The sequence below is a fragment of the Mesobacillus boroniphilus JCM 21738 genome, assembly GCF_000517385.1.
Lineage (GTDB): Bacteria > Bacillota > Bacilli > Bacillales > Cytobacillaceae > Mesobacillus > Mesobacillus boroniphilus.
The window spans coordinates 27965-44675 of the sequence record NZ_BAUW01000001.1 but is presented as its reverse complement, the minus strand read 5'-3'; the positions used below and the strand labels follow the sequence as shown (position 1 = coordinate 44675).

The following is a 16711-nucleotide window of genomic DNA, read 5'->3' as shown; positions in this document are numbered from 1 at the left end:
TAATACAAAACTTCTGCTAAATTCGGAATAACAGAATATATTTAGTGTTAATCCATAATATTTGATTGCGCTTTCATTCTATTTATGAACAATTATACTGTTTGACAAAAGAATATTCGTCTTGTAAAATAATCAGAAAATTACTACTTTAACAAAGGGAGTGAGAATTAATGTTCCAGGTTTTAGCGGCAGATTCAATAAAGGAAGAAGGCTTACAGCCATTATTAGAACAGGATGGTATACAGGTACATATCGGAAGTGTTGACTCTACTAGTATAGATTTACAAAAAATCGATGCCCTTATCGTCAGGAGCGCAACGAAAGTCACCTCAGAACTGCTGGATAGAATGCCATCGTTAAAGATCGTCGGCCGGGCAGGAGTCGGAGTCGATAATATCGATATTGCCGAAGCGACAAAAAGAGGAATTATCATAGTCAATGCCCCAGATGGAAATACCATTTCAACCGCAGAACATACCTTTGCGATGATGTCCGCATTAATGAGAAACATCCCCCAGGCACACGCATCTTTAAAAAATGGGGAATGGAAAAGAAATCAGTATATTGGCAATGAGCTCTACGGAAAAAACTTAGGAATCATTGGTATGGGACGGATTGGTTCTGAGCTTGCCAAAAGGGCCAGGGCTTTTGGGATGTCAGTTAAGGTGTACGACCCGTTCTTGACGATGGAGCGAGCAGAGGTTTTAGGCGTCCAATTGTCCTCCTTCGACGATGTCCTCGCTGAAACGGACATCATCTCGGTCCACACACCTTTAACGAAAGAAACGAAAGGACTTCTAAATGAAAAGACATTGAGTCAAACGAAAAAAGGAGTTTATCTCCTCAATTGTGCGAGAGGCGGAATAATTGATGAGATCGCTCTTGCGCATTACATTGAAAATGGGCATGTCGCTGGTGCTGCACTGGATGTATTTGAAGTTGAACCCCCAGGGGACCACCCTTTGCTGAAACTTGATTCTGTCATCATCACCCCACACCTAGGAGCCTCAACAAAAGAAGCGCAATTGAATGTTGCCACCCAGGTCGCCAGAGAAATCAGTACTTTTTTTTGAAAATAAACCCGTTGCCAACTCAATCAATCTCCCAGCAATATCTAAAGAAATCTATGAAAAAATCCAGCCTTATCACCAACTTGCGAAAGAAATGGGCAAGATTGTCTCAGAATGTCACAATAAAGGAATCAGTGAGCTGACTGCAACCTATTCAGGTACTGCGGCGGAACTCGAAACCTCCTTCTTAACAAAGGCACTGCTGGCAGGGTTCTTCGAAAACCGCATTGATGTGAAAGTAAACGAAGTGAATGCAATCCATATCGCAAAAGAACGCGGTATCATGGTTGGGGAAAAAGTGACTGGTAATTCATTTGGATACACAAATACCATTACAGTAAAAGCCAGCGGGGATGGAGAAACTTTTACCGCCAGAGGAACTTACATTGAACATTACGGGCCAAGAATTGTCAGCCTGGACGGGTTTAACATTGATTTCCATCCATCAGGAAACCTTCTGTATATCCAGCACATGGACCGTCCCGGTGTAATCGGGCATGTAGGAAAAGTCCTCGGTGACCACGGTGTGAACATCGCGACAATGCAGGTCGGCAGAAAAGAGGCTGGCGGCGAGGCGATAATGGTCCTCTCTTTTGACAAGCCACTTGAAGAAGAAATGATCGACAAGCTGAAATCGCTGCAGGACATCGTCACGACCAACAGTATTATACTCTGAACAAAAAGCGCAAGCGCCTCGTTCAGCCCCGACAAGCGCTGGAGGGCCGGCCAGTGAAGTCGTTCTTTGACTTCATTGGGCGGACCGAAGCGACTCGAGGGGCTAGGCGCTGGAGCTAGACACTAATCTAAGTGGATAAATTTATGCTTTCTTATCCAGTAAAAAACAAACAGGCCTCCTTTCAGTGAGGCCTGTTTGTTTTTAGCCCAAAGGAAATGATTTTCGTTCCCCTTTAGAAAAGGTGATAATTTCTTCATACCCCACCTGCCTGGCAAGGGTCAGAGCCTGATCAAAATCTGCACCGACATGCTCAGGTATATGGGCATCCGATGACAAGACAATCGGTATATTCTTATCAAAGCACAGCTGCAAAAGCCTTTTATCGGGATATAAAGTCTGTGTAGGCTTCCTCAAGCCTGCAGTACTTATCTCCACACAGGTCTTGGATTGTGCCAACGCTGTTGTTGCCCTATCATACTGTTCCAATAGGAAACTTTCATCCTCAGGGACATATTTAAAAATCTTCACAAGATCGATATGCCCGATTATATCAAAAAGATTTGATTGCGCCAGTGTTACTACCTGGTCAAAATAACTTCGATAAATTTCATAAACATCTCTTCTGTCCCATTCTTTGCGATACTCGGCAAGGTCAATCCCAAAATCACCAATCCAATGGATCGATCCAATTACATAATCAAACTCATAGCTCTTGATGAACTGTTTCATCTCCTTTTGCTTACCAGGAGTGTAGTCCATCTCGATCGACATTTTCACGTCAATTTCGTTTCTCCAGGCTTCCTCAAAAAGATGAACGTAATCTGCCATATCATAGAATCTGCGTTCATCCACCAGCTGTTGCGTAAAATATCTGCAGTCTGATAGAAGTGATATGCATGCTCAGAAATCCCGAAATGCTGAATTCCCTTTTCATTGGCTGTATCAGTAAACTGTTTCAAATAATCCAGCGTCAATGTGCCTCTTTCCAAATGGTTGTGGTAATCCGTCAGCATAGAACCCATCCCCTTTGTGACCGTTTTACCTATTATACTGTCAGATCATAACCGGTACAAGGATAGATTATCGGGTAATTAATATTTGCTGCGGTTGTATCGTGTCAGATGTCAGATTATTCAAATCTTTTAATTTCTCAATAGAGGTGTTTGTCTTTCGTGCAATTGAATGCAGTGTATCCCCTGATGCAACGACATAACTCTTATCATCTGATTTCTTTATTACTAATATATCACCTCGAGAGATGTGGCTATTATTTATGTTATTCTTTTGCTTAATCGCTTCTACCGAAGTGTTATATTGTCGTGCTATTGACCAAAGAGTCTCACCTCTTTGGACGGTATGCTTTACCATTTTTTCTTTTGACGGAGGGACCGCAGCCACTGAATTCTGTCCTTTTATTTTTTCACTTTCAACAATTCCCTTCTCACCATGACTACCAATGATGGTATCATCAGTAAGACGCAGTTTCGCGATTGTTTCCAGCGACACATCATTACTTTTTTGGTCCATAGCTACTACGGGCTGTCCTACAGCTGCTTCTCCCAAAGCCAATACGGGATCTACAGCATTTTCCTTTCCATATGTCCATTTTTTTTCATGGATTTCAAAATGAAGATGAACACCAGAAGAATCCCCTGTGTTTCCCATCAGGCCGATAATATCACCTTGCTGAACGGTTTGTCCTTCTTTTACATTCCTTGTGTTCAAATGGGCGTATACAGTTTCCAGATTGTTATCATGCTTAATGAACACAACATGTCCATATGAGCCCGAATAATATGACTTTGTTACTACTCCTTTATCAACACTATGTATAGGTGTTTTGAATTCTCCTGCAATGTCAATTCCCTTGTGGTGGCCATGGCGTGTTCCATATAAATCCGTAACGACCCCCTCGGCTGGCCAAACCCATTCTGAAGTCAATTCTTTTATATCGAGCATTTCTGCCTGAGAGTGCTTTCCGCCAAGAAATAACAAGCTGATACAGAGTGCCATTAACCCAGCAATGAGTAAACGCTTTATGTAATCCTGCATTTTCTTCCTCCTTAACTTTCTACTCCCTTTCCATCCCTATGACAGCCTGTACGAAATTAGAACTGTATGGCCGGAAAAGCAGCAACTAAAAAAGCACATTTGTTATAATTGGTGGGAAACTGCTTTTTTATGCAAAAGAAGGAAAATTTGTTTTTGTCTAGTGTTTGCGGCCGGACTCCAATCCAGAACAAAAAGCGCAAGCGCCTCGTTCAGCCCCGACAAGCGCTGGAGGGCCGACCAGTGAAGTCGTTCTTTGACTTTATTGGCAGGACCGAAACGTCTCGAGGAGTTAGGAGCCGCAGCTAGACAAGCGACTCGAGGGGCTAGGCGCTGGAGCTGGATTAAGAAAACCTGGATAGTTATCCACATTGAAAATATTTTATAATTTCCTATTAAACAAAAAAAGAAAGACCTGTTGGCCTTTCTTTAGTTGATATTTTTCTTGTTTGGAGCGAGTGGCAGCGGTAGGACTTCATTCAGATTAAAAGGTCCCAGCTGATCGATGTTCGCATTTATGAACTGAACACCAGAGTAATCAAATTCACTCGCCGTCATTAAGATCGCTTCAAGATTCGGCAGGAAACTTTCGTCCAGTTTTGTATTTTTTTCTAGGGTGATTTCTAATACTTTATCTTCGTTTCGTTCTGTTTGAGCCAGCTCGAAATTTTCGGGAAGCGATGCTGATAGGTATCCTGTTTCATCACCTTTCAACATCTTCGTAAAGGCTTCCCCTATTGTTTTATGCTGTTCTTTTGTCGGCACAAGGTAAGGATTGTGGATACCTTCTGCTTTTAAAAACAAGTACGCTCTTCTGTTTTTTGTTTCTGCGTTGATTGAGAGCTCCTCCATTGGGCCATAGTTGCCCAAGTCAATACCCGGTTTTCCTTCTGTTGTAAGGATAATTTTATTTATACCCGCTCTGGAGAAATTCTGCGTCATAGTCTCAACAAATATTATGTTTGGTGCACTTCCGTCTCGATAAGGGTGATTTTGTTTCACATCTATACCCAATGTCTCGGTCGCTTCGTCATAGCTCCAGCTAGCATCCATTGGATAGTATTCGGCCAATCCCCATTCCTCTTCCTTGAGCATCGGCATCGTTTCCGTATAGCTTTCTATCCAGGACTTTCCTTCTTCCTCGGTGTTGTTACGGTAACTGGAACGATCACCATAGCCTGGGTGTCAGGAATTACATAAGTGAAGATTTCTGAAGTCTCGATGTCTGCCTCTTCTGGATATAAAGAAATCAGACCGTCATATGGATTGGCTTCATCCAGCGCACTGATTTTTTTCCCTTTTGATTCTTCATTATCTTCTGCATCCATCATGATAGTGCTATCTTCCTGCTTGCACTTTCATTTGCCGTATCATCTTGTGGCTGTATTCATATCCATGGCTGATTTTTCTCCAGCAGCGCTGCTGTCCATGCTTTTTTCTTCAGAATAGTTAGTTCCCATCAATCCCGGTGAAAGGATAAAGGCAAGGAAAAGTGCGGCTGCCAGCGCAGCACCAGGAATGACCCATGCTGGCATTTTCTTTCTTTTTTCAACACGATGGGCGATATTCTGATAAATGTCACGAGAATCGCGATGATCTTTTACCTTAGGCATTTGCCCAAGGATTTCTTCTAGCTGCTTATCGCTTAGCTGTGACTTTTTCACTAGTCATCCCTTCCTTTTCAATCATTTCTTCCATCAGCTTTTTCAGTGTCTTTAAAGCACGGTGCTGAGTCGTCTTTACCTTACTTTCCGTCCAAGATAACGCCTCTGCTGTTTCGCTGATAGTTAACTCATGTATATAGCGCATGATGATGACCATCCGCTGGTCAACCGTGCATTGGTCAAGGCATTTGTACATCATTTGGATCTCTTCACTTTGAAGTGCCATTTCTTCAGGAATGGGCTGATCGTCCCTAACCTGGCGTGCAGACATATCAAAGGATTCAAGCAATCGCTGCTTCCAGCCCTTCTGTTTTCGGTAGTGGTCAATCGCGACATTCTTTGCAATCGAGAACAGCCATGTCTTTTCGCTGCTCTTGCCCTCAAACCGGTCATATGCCTTCAATACGCGAATGTAGACTTCCTGTACAAGGTCTTCAGCCAGCTCCCTGTTTTTTACCATATAAAATAAAAATCGAAAAACGTCATGATGATATTTTTGATACAATTCATCAAAAACGGAGTTCATAGCTCTGTTCGCCTCCGTATTCATTAAATTAGTCGTAAAGTATTAATAAAAGTTTCATAATAACTATATTATTTCTAGAATGGAAATGGAAGGAATTTTCGAGGACAAAATATTTGATGAAGTTACGTAAAATTAAAATAATTTTCCAAATTGAAGGAGGCATGGAACTAACGGACACTTTTCCCCTGATTCTCTTTGCGTTTGTCTGATAAGTCACTTTATGATACTTTACTTACCAAAACACAAACAAGTCCATCCCCAAATATGAGATGGACTTGTTAATTGTTCCTCGTGAATCAAGAATAGTCGGCAAGTTATACAATAATTCGAGGGATGAAAAAGGAAAATGTCGTTCCTTGTCCGAGTTTGCTTTTTACCGAAATATTCCCTCGATGTGCGTCGATAATATTCTTGGCAATTGCTAGTCCAAGGCCGGTGCCAGATACACCCCGAGTCCTAGATTTATCGCCTTTATAAAACCTCTCGAACAAGAATGGCAAGTCATCCTCAGGAATACCAGGCCCCTGGTCGCTCACCTCAAAATATATTCCTTTTTCATCAGTCCTTCCGCTAATGATAACAGCCGCTGAATCGGGAACGTGCCTGATTGCGTTATCGATCAGATTGGTAAGGACCTGTTCGATGCGGTCAGGATCAAACCGGAAATCCCGTTCCTCTGAATCAAATTGAACTGATAACTCAATTCCCTTTTCCTTCGCCAAACCATGGAATTTATGGATAATTCGATTTACATAAGGATTAATTTCAACAGCTTCAACGTTCAGTAGAATATGACCTGCTTCCATACGGGCCAGGTCAAGAAGTTCATTAACGAGGCGGCCCATTCTTAGTGATTCATCGTAAATGACTTTAGCCATTTCCTTTTTCTCTTCATCCGTTTGAGCGATGTCATCAACGATCGCTTCACTATAGCCTTGCATCATGGAAATTGGTGTCCTTAATTCGTGTGAAACATTGGCGATGAAATCTTCCCTCATTTTGTCGAGCTTTCGTTCCTCAGTCATATCCCGGACTACTGCAACAGCACCCCGGATGAATCTTTTATTATATAGCGGGCTGACAATAATTACCCAGGTTCTTCCCTGGGCAGTAATCTCACCAACCTGCTCTTTCTCCGTATTGACTGCCATCTGGAATAACTCCATGACTTCAGAAGGGACGGCATCTGTATTCTCGGAAGCCAGGCCCTGCTCATAATACCAGTATCTAAGGAATACTTCAGCAGGCGGGTTCGTAATCAGGATTGTGCCATCACGATTGAATGTGATTACTCCATCTGCCATGCTGCTAAGGATGCTTGTCAGTTGTTCTTTTTCCTGACTCAATGCATTCATGTTGAATTTCAGCTGTCTGCCCATCTGATTGAAAGCAGTTGCTAATTCCCCTATTTCATCATGAGTGAGGATTGGTACCTTTGTGTCAAACTTGCCTCTGGCGACTTCAAAGGCTGCTTCCCTCATTTTCCGCAATGGAGCAGTGATCCTGGTGGACAAGAAGAAAGCAAAGATTGTCGTAAGAACTATTGCCACGCCCGCTGCAAGCAAGATGAACTTGGTCGTCAGCCTGGTTGTCTCTTCCAACACTTCAAGCGACTGATAAATGAATACTGCCCCGTTTTCTTGCTCAAACTGGTGAAGCGGAACACCGATCATTAAATATTGAGTTTCATCAACCTCGTTTGAAATGCCAGGCAAGGGAGTGATGATATCAACAGTCTTGTCCTTGCTAAAAACTGCAGAAAGATCCCGATTGTTCATGAAAAATGAAATCGGTACATGTGTCGCGGCTTGATCACCTGATGAATAAAAATAAGTTTCCTTATCTTTAATGACAGTCACTTTGGAATCATCATCAACCATTCCCCATGCAATCTCAAGACCTAATTGTTCCTCCTGGCCTGGATGGTCTTCCAGTACCCTGGCTATTTTTTCTGCAGTATTGGTCATTCCTTTTCTGGTTTCATTAATGTGATAGTTTTCAAAGAATTCCATCAGCATAACTGTCAGGATGAATAACACAAATGAAACCAGCAATAGGATGGTAATCCAAAGTTTACCTACTACACTGCGCCAAAACATCATTCATTGACTACCTCGAACTTGTAGCCAACCCCCCAGACTGTCACGATCATCTTCGCAGCCTGTTCTGATACTTTATTCAACTTCTCACGCAATCTTTTCACATGTGTATCAACGGTTCGCAAATCACCGAAAAATTCATAATGCCATACTTCTTTCAATAATTGCTCTCGATCAAAAACTTTATCTGGAGCTTTCGCAAGGAAGTAAAGTAGTTCATATTCCTTAGGCGTCAGACTGACTTCTTTGCCATCTGCCAAAACCCTATGGGCATCATTATCAATGGTTAAATGAGGGAAAACAATTACATCTTTAGCAGTCGCCTCTGTCTGCAAGTAGCTTGTGCTCGATGAACGGCGCAGCATTGCTTTGACTCTTAGGACAACTTCACGGGGGCTGAACGGTTTGACGATATAATCATCAGTACCTACCTCGAAGCCTTGTACCCTGTTCACTTCCTCGCCTTTCGCGGTTAGCATGATAACAGGTGTTGACTTCTTTTCACGGAGATCACGGCAAACCTCGATTCCGTCTTTCCCAGGCATCATCAAATCAAGAAGGATTACGTCGTAATCGTTGGCAAGCGATTTTGCCAGCGCTTCATTTCCATCTTCAGCTTCATCAATTATATAGTTCTCTCTTTCAAGATACAACTTCAATAATCGTCTAATTCTTTCTTCATCATCCACTACTAAAATCTTCACGTCTTTTTCCATAAGGTATATCCCTCCCTGCGATTATTTTACATAAACATGCGTCTACTTGCCACGATTTTTTAAAAAAGGCCTTCACTTAACACAGTGAAGGCAGACATAAAATTGACACAATTTAGGAACCTGCATAAGAATGCAGACCTGCAATAACAAGGTTAACTGCAACCAGGTTGAACATGATAATGATAAAGCCAATAACCGCGAGCCATGCGGATTTTTCACCATGCCATCCTTTTGAAAGACGCAGATGCAGGAAAGCCGCATAGAAAAGCCAGGTTATCAATGCCCATACTTCCTTTGGATCCCAGCCCCAGAAACGTGTCCAGGCAATCTGTGCCCAAATCATTGCAAAAATCAGGCCGCCAAGCGTGAAGACCGGGAAGCCGATTAACACGGAGCGATAGCCAATCTCATCAACGAGATCCATATTGATATTCTTCGTCCACGGCTGCAATGCAGCAGCAACGCGCTTGCGCAGGATAACTCTTAATAATACATATAATACTATACCCGCCGCCAGTGACCAAATAACAGTATTCAATTGCATCGCATTGATGATTGCAGGAGTCCCGAACAATGGTTCAAAACGATCCTTGTCAGTCAGTTCGTACTGATGCGGTCCTACTAAAGCAGGAATTGTATACTCCTCTACAGCAGCTGTCCATCCTTGTTGATATAATTAAATTTCGCTGAATAATCTGTTGCTGCAAAGAAACTTGAAACTAAAACGAAGCCTAGTGTACTGATCAAGCCAAACAAGACAATTTCAAGCCATAAAGTACTTTTGGTTTTCTTTGTCTGGTCAACACTTTTCACAAGATAAATCAGCCCTGCAACAAAACTGATCGCCAGGATTGCTTGTCCGATCGCTGTAGTCGTGACGTGAATATGAAGCCAGTAACTTTGAAGTGCCGGAATCAATGGTGTCACTTCCCTTGGGAACATGCTTCCATAGGCGATGATCAAAGCAGCCACAGGCAATGTAAACAGTCCCAGCAATGGAGTTTTATACATAAAATAAATGACGATAAATGCCCCTACCAATGACATGCCGAAGAATGTCGTGAATTCGAACAGATTGCTGACCGGTGCGTGTCCTGAAGCAATCCATCTTAAAATAAAAAATGTCATTTGAGAAAGGAAACCCGCAATTGTTACAACGACTCCAATATTCGCCCATTTATTTGGGGCATTTTTTTATCAGCATGCCTTTTATCCTTAATAGCTCCCCCGAAAAACAAAATGCCGACTAGATAGAGGATAAATGCTGCAAACAGAAAGTTAGAACTCCACTCAACCATTAGTTTCCCTCCTTACTCCTTATTTTCTTCTGCCGCCTGGTCTTCCGGAGCATCTATCCTGAATCGGAAAAGACTTCTTCAAGCTCTCTCTTTAAACCATGCCAGTTTTTATTTGTATGTGCGGCAGTCCATACCTGGTTATTTACTCTTCTTATCCATACACGTCGATGATTCCAATATGCCCCCTGGATTACACCTATCATAAAGATTAATCCGCCAAGGCCAATTATCCATAGTGTATGGTCCTTTCTGACAGTCAGAGCCGTTACATTCTTCGTTTCGATCCCTGCGAATGTCATCTTGTAATCATTTTCACCTAAAGGCTCGAGATTCTGCCTGATGGCTACGAAGCTGACTTCACCTTCAGGCTTTTCAGGGCTGAACATCTTGAAGATGAACGCAGGATTATTCGGGATGCGTGACTTTGTCGCAGGCTCCCCATCTTCATTAAACTCGAAATCCGGGAAATAACTCATCACTTCGACTTTGTATCCATTTTCTAAATCGTACTCCATTTCAGGATCATACAAGTCTACTTCTACATCACCGAATTGTTCTTGTGTTTTTTTATTCTCAAGTTTGAACGCCATTTTGTTCATTTCATCAAGCTTGTAATCAACCTGGTATAAAGCAAAACCATCAATTTTCAAAGGCTTGTTTACCTGGATTGCCTGGTCGCGTATTTTTTCAAGTTCAGGTTTTTCACCTGGGACAATTTCTCCCTGTCTCTGGTATAAAGTAGCGTCAGTCTGATAGTTTTTAACTACCGTTCCTGCTTTGTTGATTGCATCCTGGAAAACTTCCTCATCTTTATTTTTATCATACACTTCAAAGATGAATTGTTTATTTTCAAGATAATAGCGGCCTTCTGTGCCAGGGATCGCTTTTGTTTCGCCTTCCCTTAGCCAAAGGATTTCATCCACATACATTCCAGGCACGAACCTGAGCATACCGCCAATTAAAAAAATGATCAGCCCCAGGTGGTTTACATATGGGCCCCATCGTGAAAAACGATTTTTCTCCGCAAGGATATCACCATTTTCCTCTCGCAGCTTATACCGTTTTTCCGTCAGATTTGCTTTGATTTTACCTACTGCTTCATCTGATAATACAGCATCTGACACACTGAACACTCTCTGGCGTTTTAAAAAGCTTTCATGCCTTGATACTCTCTGTTTTTTCAGAGACCTATATAATGGAATTACCCTGTCGAGGCTCGCGATAACAAGAGAAATACCGAGAGCAGCGATCAGCAGCAGATACCACCATGAACTGTATAGGTTATGGAAACCAAGATCATAATAAAGCTTTCCCATCCAACCATATTGCTCCTCATAATATTCCCATGCTGGCATGACTGGCGGGATATACATTTCCTGTGGAAAAATCGTTCCTAAAGAGGATGAAATCAAGAGGATAACGATCAGCCACACCCCAACTTTTACCGACGAAAAGAAATTCCATATTTTATCGATAATTGTCTTGTTATAAGTTTGTGAACGGCGCGCGCTACCTTCATAGCGCATATCAACTAGCTGCTTTTCTTTCTCTTTTTCTTCCAGCACTCGTCCGCAAGATTCACATAGGATCGTTCCCTGCGGATTTATATGGCCGCACTCACATTTTACTTCGTTCATAGTAAAAACTCCCTGTTCCCCTTACTTTTAAGGTTTAATCTGTTCCATGAATTCACGGACTGTTTTTTCTGATAATTCCCCAGTATGGCTTTTTACGACATTTCCTTCTTTATCAATCAAAAAGGTTATTGGCAACGGGTTAATCCATATGCTGCCTGGACTGGTCCATCGTCAATCAGGACCGGAAAAGTCATCCCTTTTCGCTCAATAAACCTATTAACAGCAAGTTCTGATTCACCGGAGTCAATTGCAAGGACCTGGACACCTTGATCCTTGAACTGCTGATACTGATTTTCGATATAAGGCATCTCCCGCTCGCATGGCTTGCACCATGTTGCCCAAAAATTAAGGAAAACTCCTTGCCCTTTATACTCAGAAAGCCTGTGTTTATTGCCTTCCATATCAACAAGGACAAAATCAGGAGCAGGTTTTCCAATCACAATCTTTTGGTTTTTATCCTTATTCATGTTAGCGTACAAAGTGTAGCCAACAGCCAGGGCCATAACCGCGAGAATAATAGTTCTAGTGATTAGACGCTTCTTTTTCATTCCCTAAACCTCCTACCGTATTTCTCCCTCATTATAACATTTCAACTACACCCATGTTAGGAAACCTAAGACTTTTTCATCGCCAGGACACGAAGCTGCTTTACTTCATGATGTGTAAGCTCCCTGATTTCCCCAGTCCTTAAGCCATTCAGCGTCAGGAATCCGTATTTTTCTCTTTTCAGTTTCAAAACAGGGTGCCCGATCGCATCGAACATTCTCCTGACCTGTCTATTCCGTCCCTCATGGATTGTGATTTCAACAATTGCGGTATCCTTCTTTTTATCAACACTCAGCAATTTAGTTCTAGCCGGTGCAGTTTTTCCATCTTCAAGCATGACGCCTCTAGCCAGGCTAGTCAGCTTTTCTTTTGAAGGAATACCTTTTACCTTTGCCACATACATCTTATCAATTTCATTGCTTGGATGCATGAGCAAGTTTGCGAATTCTCCATCGTTCGTCAGCAAAAGCAAACCCGCTGTATCATAATCAAGGCGTCCAACTGGATAAATCCTTTGTTCGATTGTTTGGAAATAGTCGGTAACAACCTTCCGGCCTTTATCATCTTGTACACTTGAAATAACACCGCGGGGTTTATAGAACAAGAAATAGACAGGTTCTTCCCCTTCAATCTGAACTCCATCCACTTCAACTTTGTCAGACGAGGTTACCTTCCGCCCAAGTTCTTTGACAACACTTCCATTTACCTTGACTCTTCCTTCGAGGATCATTTCCTCGGCTTTTCTTCTCGATGCTATTCCTGCATGAGCAATAACTTTTTGCAGTCTTTCCATAAGGTCACTCCTAATTAATATCAATTAACTATGGTTAATATTAATATCTAATCCATCCTTATGAATTATGACATAACTCACGCTGTTTTCAAAGTAAGCAATGGTGTAAAAAAGTGAAAAATAAATAAGAAAAGTTAATTGTTCTTTAACAAAAATTCGTTCTTTAAACGTTGCTGCAATATTATTTTATACTAATAATTAATTAGTTTGCGAATAATGAGTTGATCTGTTTTTAAGCTGTATTTTCAAAATTCGGGTACTGTTAGATTAAGGTATTAGTTTATGATTTTTTGAAAACAAAGAAGATACCTGCAAGAGGTATCTTCACTTTATGAGAAAAAATATGAAAATTCACTTCGAAATTGTATAAACATTTTGCTAGCCAACCCTGATCATGTCCTGAGCTTTTCTTGTCAGAACATGAATGTAACGACGACAATAGCTGTTATGATGGCTACTGCGTCTGCAAGTAGCCCAACTTTGAGTGCGTCTCCCATTTTTTTGATCCCAACAGCTCCAAAATAAACGGTAAGGACATAGAACGTTGTGTCCGTACTTCCTTGAAGGGTGGCAGCAAGTGTTCCAATAAAAGAATCCGGACCATGTACCCCGATTATGTCGCTGGTAATACCGAGCGCCGCTGTCCCTGAAATTGGCCTGATCAGAGCAAGCGGTACAATTTCAGCAGGAACTCCTACCATTTCAAGTGCTGGACGGATCCAATTCACCATAACATCAAGTGCACCTGATGCCCGAAAAACCGCAATGGCCACCATCATCCCTACCAGGAACGGCATGATGGATACAGCCATTTTGATACCTTCCTTTCCGCCTTCTACAAAACTTTCATATGTGGGGACTTTTTTATAGGTTCCATAAATCAGGATAAAGGCAATCATGACGGGGATGAACCATAGTGATATGGCTGATACAATTTCCATTTGGATTTACCCCTTTTTGCTTCTTCTGTAATAAAAGAAACGGTCAATTAATATCGCTGCAACTGCAGAGACAGCAGTCGCCACAAGAGTAGGACCAACTATATCTGTTGGATTGGCTGATTCATAATTCATCCTTATCGCGATAACCGTCGTTGGAATGAGGGTAATGCTCGCTGTATTGATCGCAAGGAAAGTGACCATCGATCGGCTCGCTTCATTCTTCCCATCATTCAGCTCCTTCAGTTCTTCCATTGCTTTGATCCCAAGAGGTGTAGCTGCGTTCCCAAGGCCGAACATATTGGCAATCATGTTTGACAGTATATAGCCCATCGCTGGATGATTGGAAGGTACTTCAGGGAACAACTTTGAAATCAGCGGTTTAAATAAAGTGGAAAGCTTTGATAATAGACCAGAATCCTCCGCGATCCTCATCATGCCAAGCCAGAACACAAGGATGCTAATAAGGCCGATACTTAGAGTGATCGCTTCCTTCGCACCGCTAAAAACTGCTTCATTCACCTCAGCCATTGTGCCATTCACCATTGCAAAGCCAAGGCCAATTAAAATCATTACCACCCAAATATAATTAACCATGATCCTTGATTCCTGCTATTGTGGTGAAGATATTCTTAAACAGATTGAAGAAAGACTTTTTCTCCTTTATCTCCACTTTGTAATAAACAGGCAAACTTGCAATCTGCTTCTCATCCAAGTAGACATTTGCCCGCCCTGCAATCGAATTTCGCATATTCTCCTCGTTTTGTGCAGCCTTTTTCAATCTATATTCTACTTTGACTTGGTCTTCTTCTTCTGAAGTTAGCGGGTAAACAAATGAATGGTCAAGGTAAACTTTATTCTTATAATGCGAATCCTTTATCCCTTTCACTTTACCTTTGGAAAGAATTTCTGCAACGTCATAATTTGAAAATGCATTTTCAAACATCTGGATATGGTCATTCCAATCATCAGGTGCATTCAGTGTAACTGCGATTAACCCAAAATCGTCCTTTTTAGCTGTGGAAACTAAAGTTCTCTTCGCCCGCTTTGTATAACCAGTTTTCCCACCAGTGCTATACTTATATTTCTCTGTCAGGAGCCTGTTTTTATTTTTCCAGACCCTGTCCCAAGATTCTGTTGGATTAGGAGCTGTGTATTTTTGTACCGGCAATTTCTTTGTAAATCTCATTTTTCATTGCATAGCGTGTCAGAATAGCCATGTCATACGCTGTGGACATATGATCCTCGTGATCATCCAACCCGTGTGGATTTGCAAAATGAGTATTTTCCATACCGATTTGCTGCGCTTTTTCGTTCATCAAGTAAGCAAATCCTTCAAGACTGCCGCCTACATGTTCCGCGATTGCGACAGCAGCATCATTACCCGATCTAAGCATTAATCCATACACCAGATCCTCGAGCCTGATTTTTTCTCCGGGCTTCAAGTAAATTGAAGATCCTTCAGTACGGACAGCATTCTCGCTCACTTTCACCTTTTCATCCAATTGGCCAGATTCTATCGCAAGGATGGCCGTCATGATTTTAGTTATACTGGCAATCCTGCTAACTCTGTACGCATCTTTTTCATATAACACCCTGCCAGATTCCTGTTCTATCAAAATAGCACTCTGGGCACTTACCGAAACTGATGCCTGCGCTGTTTGAGGAATGCAATATATTAACAGAGTGGCGATTAACAATAATTTCATCCATTTCATTTTCATTGACAGACCCTCGTCTCCTTTGGCAGTTTGTACAAGTTTATGCAGGACAAGGAGTGTTATGACACAAAAAGGTGAATGCCGAAAGGATGGACTTACAGAGGTCCTAAGTTACAACCAGAACAAAAAGCGCAAGCGCCTCGTTCAGCCCCGACAAGCGCTGGAGGGCCGACCAGTGAAGTCGTTCTTTGACTTCATTGCGCGGACCGAAGCGACTCGAGGGGCTAGGCGCTGGAGCTGGACACTAATCTAAGTGGATAAATTTATACTTTCTTATCCAGTGAAAAAAGAAACAGCTATAAATAGCTGTCCCTTGGTTTACGTTATCTTGATTGGAGCATTTTTGTTCGGTAATCTGTCTCGTAATATTCCAGCTCTTCCCGGATTCTTTGAAACCCGCTCTCAAGGCTGACCATCAGTTCGTTTACTCCAGTTGACACTGGTTGTCTGAACTTGATGGCATTCTTTCCTGTATAAGCAGCCCTGCTGTCTTCATACCATGCATCACTTTTAGGAGAGAAGAATTCTTCAATGCATTGATAGTAGATTCGGTATAATGTTTTTTCAGCTGCTGGTTTTGAAAATACCTCTGCCTGAAGGATCACCTTGCAGGCATCAAATCCTTCCTCACAGTAAACAGCCAGCTTGCGAAGGCTTGAAAGAATCGTTTTATAGTATTCTTCGTCTGCCTGCTGCCCTTGTTTCAGCACCTCAAGAGTTGTTTCATTCAAGTAGTTCTCCAGCTTCACTACTGTGTCTGCCAGGAATTCCCTAACTTCCTCGATTTGTGTTTTAACTATTGTATTCCCCAAATTGACACCCCCAATGGATTTTTACCATAACTTTTCCGATAGTTGTTGCTTTCCCATTGATTCGAGCTTACGATTCTATCCTGGAACCGGGTCTCTTGTGGGTATTTTCCCGCAACCAAGAATCCAATGAAGCTGAAGGAAAGGCAACAAAAGTTCACGAAAAGAG

The 16711-nt window shown here is 42.0% G+C and carries 13 protein-coding genes and 6 pseudogenes; 3 read left to right on the top strand and 16 right to left on the bottom strand.

All coding sequences use genetic code 11. The features are described from left to right. The first annotated feature begins 170 nt into the window (after nucleotides 1–170). Nucleotides 171–1746, top strand: a pseudogene (gene serA / locus JCM21738_RS00260) (phosphoglycerate dehydrogenase). Nucleotides 1747–1947: 201 nt separating this feature from the next. Here the strand turns inward: serA and JCM21738_RS00255 are convergent. After that, a pseudogene (locus tag JCM21738_RS00255) lies at nucleotides 1948–2759 on the bottom strand (histidinol-phosphatase). Between the two features lie 67 nt (nucleotides 2760–2826). Next, a complete protein-coding gene (locus tag JCM21738_RS00250) occupies nucleotides 2827–3798 on the bottom strand; it encodes a peptidoglycan DD-metalloendopeptidase family protein (RefSeq protein ID WP_023627490.1) in 972 nt (323 codons plus the stop codon). A 253-nt stretch (nucleotides 3799–4051) separates the two neighbouring features. Here JCM21738_RS00250 and JCM21738_RS26450 point away from each other — a divergent pair, with 253 nt between their 5' ends. Beyond that, a complete protein-coding gene (locus JCM21738_RS26450; protein ID WP_256360153.1) occupies nucleotides 4052–4183 on the top strand; it encodes a hypothetical protein in 132 nt (43 codons plus the stop codon). A 41-nt stretch (nucleotides 4184–4224) separates the two neighbouring features. Here the strand turns inward: JCM21738_RS26450 and JCM21738_RS00240 are convergent, their stop codons facing one another. From JCM21738_RS00240 to JCM21738_RS00180, 13 genes and pseudogenes are all read right to left on the bottom strand, one after another. Beyond that, nucleotides 4225–4890, bottom strand: a complete 666-nt coding sequence (locus JCM21738_RS00240) for an RsiX family anti-sigma factor (RefSeq protein WP_148296031.1) — start codon at nucleotides 4888–4890, stop codon at nucleotides 4225–4227. 23 nt (nucleotides 4891–4913) lie between these two features. Beyond that, complete coding sequence (locus tag JCM21738_RS00235; RefSeq protein ID WP_035208657.1) at nucleotides 4914–5126, bottom strand: hypothetical protein; 213 nt, start codon at nucleotides 5124–5126, stop codon at nucleotides 4914–4916. A 39-nt stretch (nucleotides 5127–5165) separates the two neighbouring features. Further along, complete coding sequence (locus JCM21738_RS00230; RefSeq protein WP_035208654.1) at nucleotides 5166–5459, bottom strand: hypothetical protein; 294 nt, start codon at nucleotides 5457–5459, stop codon at nucleotides 5166–5168. Next, nucleotides 5434–5985, bottom strand: coding sequence for an RNA polymerase sigma factor SigX (gene sigX, locus JCM21738_RS00225; protein ID WP_023627487.1), 552 nt, complete (start codon nucleotides 5983–5985; stop codon nucleotides 5434–5436). Before sigX ends, JCM21738_RS00230 begins: the two co-directional genes overlap by 26 nt. A 314-nt stretch (nucleotides 5986–6299) precedes the next feature. After that, nucleotides 6300–8087 carry an ATP-binding protein gene (locus JCM21738_RS00220; protein ID WP_023627486.1) on the bottom strand — a complete coding sequence of 596 codons (1788 nt, stop codon included), beginning with the start codon at nucleotides 8085–8087 and terminating at the stop codon, nucleotides 6300–6302. After that, nucleotides 8084–8800: a response regulator gene (locus tag JCM21738_RS00215; RefSeq protein ID WP_023627485.1), complete on the bottom strand. Its 717-nt coding sequence runs from the start codon at nucleotides 8798–8800 to the stop codon at nucleotides 8084–8086. The genes JCM21738_RS00220 and JCM21738_RS00215 overlap by 4 nt, the downstream gene beginning before the upstream one ends. 112 nt (nucleotides 8801–8912) lie before the next feature. Beyond that, nucleotides 8913–10098 (bottom strand): annotated as a pseudogene (gene ccsB / locus JCM21738_RS00210) (c-type cytochrome biogenesis protein CcsB). Nucleotides 10099–10110: 12 nt separating this feature from the next. Further along, a pseudogene (gene resB, locus JCM21738_RS00205) lies at nucleotides 10111–11735 on the bottom strand (cytochrome c biogenesis protein ResB). A 27-nt stretch (nucleotides 11736–11762) separates the two neighbouring features. Then, nucleotides 11763–12283, bottom strand: a pseudogene (resA, locus tag JCM21738_RS00200) (thiol-disulfide oxidoreductase ResA). A 65-nt stretch (nucleotides 12284–12348) separates the two neighbouring features. Next, nucleotides 12349–13074 carry a 23S rRNA pseudouridine(2605) synthase RluB gene (gene rluB / locus JCM21738_RS00195; RefSeq protein WP_023627481.1) on the bottom strand — a complete coding sequence of 242 codons (726 nt, stop codon included), beginning with the start codon at nucleotides 13072–13074 and terminating at the stop codon, nucleotides 12349–12351. A gap of 413 nt (nucleotides 13075–13487) precedes the next feature. Continuing rightward, the gene (locus JCM21738_RS00190) at nucleotides 13488–14015 is read right to left on the bottom strand and encodes a spore maturation protein (protein ID WP_023627480.1); all 528 of its coding nucleotides are present in this window, start codon (nucleotides 14013–14015) and stop codon (nucleotides 13488–13490) included. Nucleotides 14016–14021: 6 nt separating this feature from the next. Continuing rightward, complete coding sequence (locus tag JCM21738_RS00185; RefSeq protein ID WP_023627479.1) at nucleotides 14022–14609, bottom strand: nucleoside recognition domain-containing protein; 588 nt, start codon at nucleotides 14607–14609, stop codon at nucleotides 14022–14024. Next, a pseudogene (locus JCM21738_RS00180) lies at nucleotides 14602–15730 on the bottom strand (D-alanyl-D-alanine carboxypeptidase family protein). The gene JCM21738_RS00185 and the pseudogene JCM21738_RS00180 overlap by 8 nt, the downstream one beginning before the upstream one ends. A gap of 64 nt (nucleotides 15731–15794) precedes the next feature. Between JCM21738_RS00180 and JCM21738_RS00175 the strand changes: the two are divergent. After that, entirely contained in the window at nucleotides 15795–15986 is a 192-nt protein-coding gene (locus JCM21738_RS00175; protein ID WP_023627477.1) for a hypothetical protein, read from the top strand. Between the two features lie 70 nt (nucleotides 15987–16056). On the opposite strand, the gene JCM21738_RS00170 is transcribed toward JCM21738_RS00175, so the two are convergent. Next, nucleotides 16057–16545 carry a YpuI family protein gene (locus JCM21738_RS00170; protein WP_023627476.1) on the bottom strand — a complete coding sequence of 163 codons (489 nt, stop codon included), beginning with the start codon at nucleotides 16543–16545 and terminating at the stop codon, nucleotides 16057–16059. Nucleotides 16546–16711: the final 166 nt, after the last annotated feature.

What these genes read in the sequence shown, in the direction of transcription:
- JCM21738_RS00250 (WP_023627490.1), bottom strand. Translation starts at nt 3,798, where the DNA reads ATGCAGGATTACATAAAGCGTTTACTCATTGCTGGGTTAATGGCACTC.
- JCM21738_RS00240 (WP_148296031.1), bottom strand. Translation starts at nt 4,890, where the DNA reads ATGCTCAAGGAAGAGGAATGGGGATTGGCCGAATACTATCCAATGGAT.
- JCM21738_RS00235 (WP_035208657.1), bottom strand. Translation starts at nt 5,126, where the DNA reads ATGATGGATGCAGAAGATAATGAAGAATCAAAAGGGAAAAAAATCAGT.
- sigX (WP_023627487.1), bottom strand. Translation starts at nt 5,985, where the DNA reads ATGAACTCCGTTTTTGATGAATTGTATCAAAAATATCATCATGACGTT.
- JCM21738_RS00220 (WP_023627486.1), bottom strand. Translation starts at nt 8,087, where the DNA reads ATGATGTTTTGGCGCAGTGTAGTAGGTAAACTTTGGATTACCATCCTA.
- JCM21738_RS00215 (WP_023627485.1), bottom strand. Translation starts at nt 8,800, where the DNA reads ATGGAAAAAGACGTGAAGATTTTAGTAGTGGATGATGAAGAAAGAATT.
- rluB (WP_023627481.1), bottom strand. Translation starts at nt 13,074, where the DNA reads ATGGAAAGACTGCAAAAAGTTATTGCTCATGCAGGAATAGCATCGAGA.
- JCM21738_RS00190 (WP_023627480.1), bottom strand. Translation starts at nt 14,015, where the DNA reads ATGGAAATTGTATCAGCCATATCACTATGGTTCATCCCCGTCATGATT.
- JCM21738_RS00185 (WP_023627479.1), bottom strand. Translation starts at nt 14,609, where the DNA reads ATGGTTAATTATATTTGGGTGGTAATGATTTTAATTGGCCTTGGCTTT.
- JCM21738_RS00175 (WP_023627477.1), top strand. Translation starts at nt 15,795, where the DNA reads ATGACACAAAAAGGTGAATGCCGAAAGGATGGACTTACAGAGGTCCTA.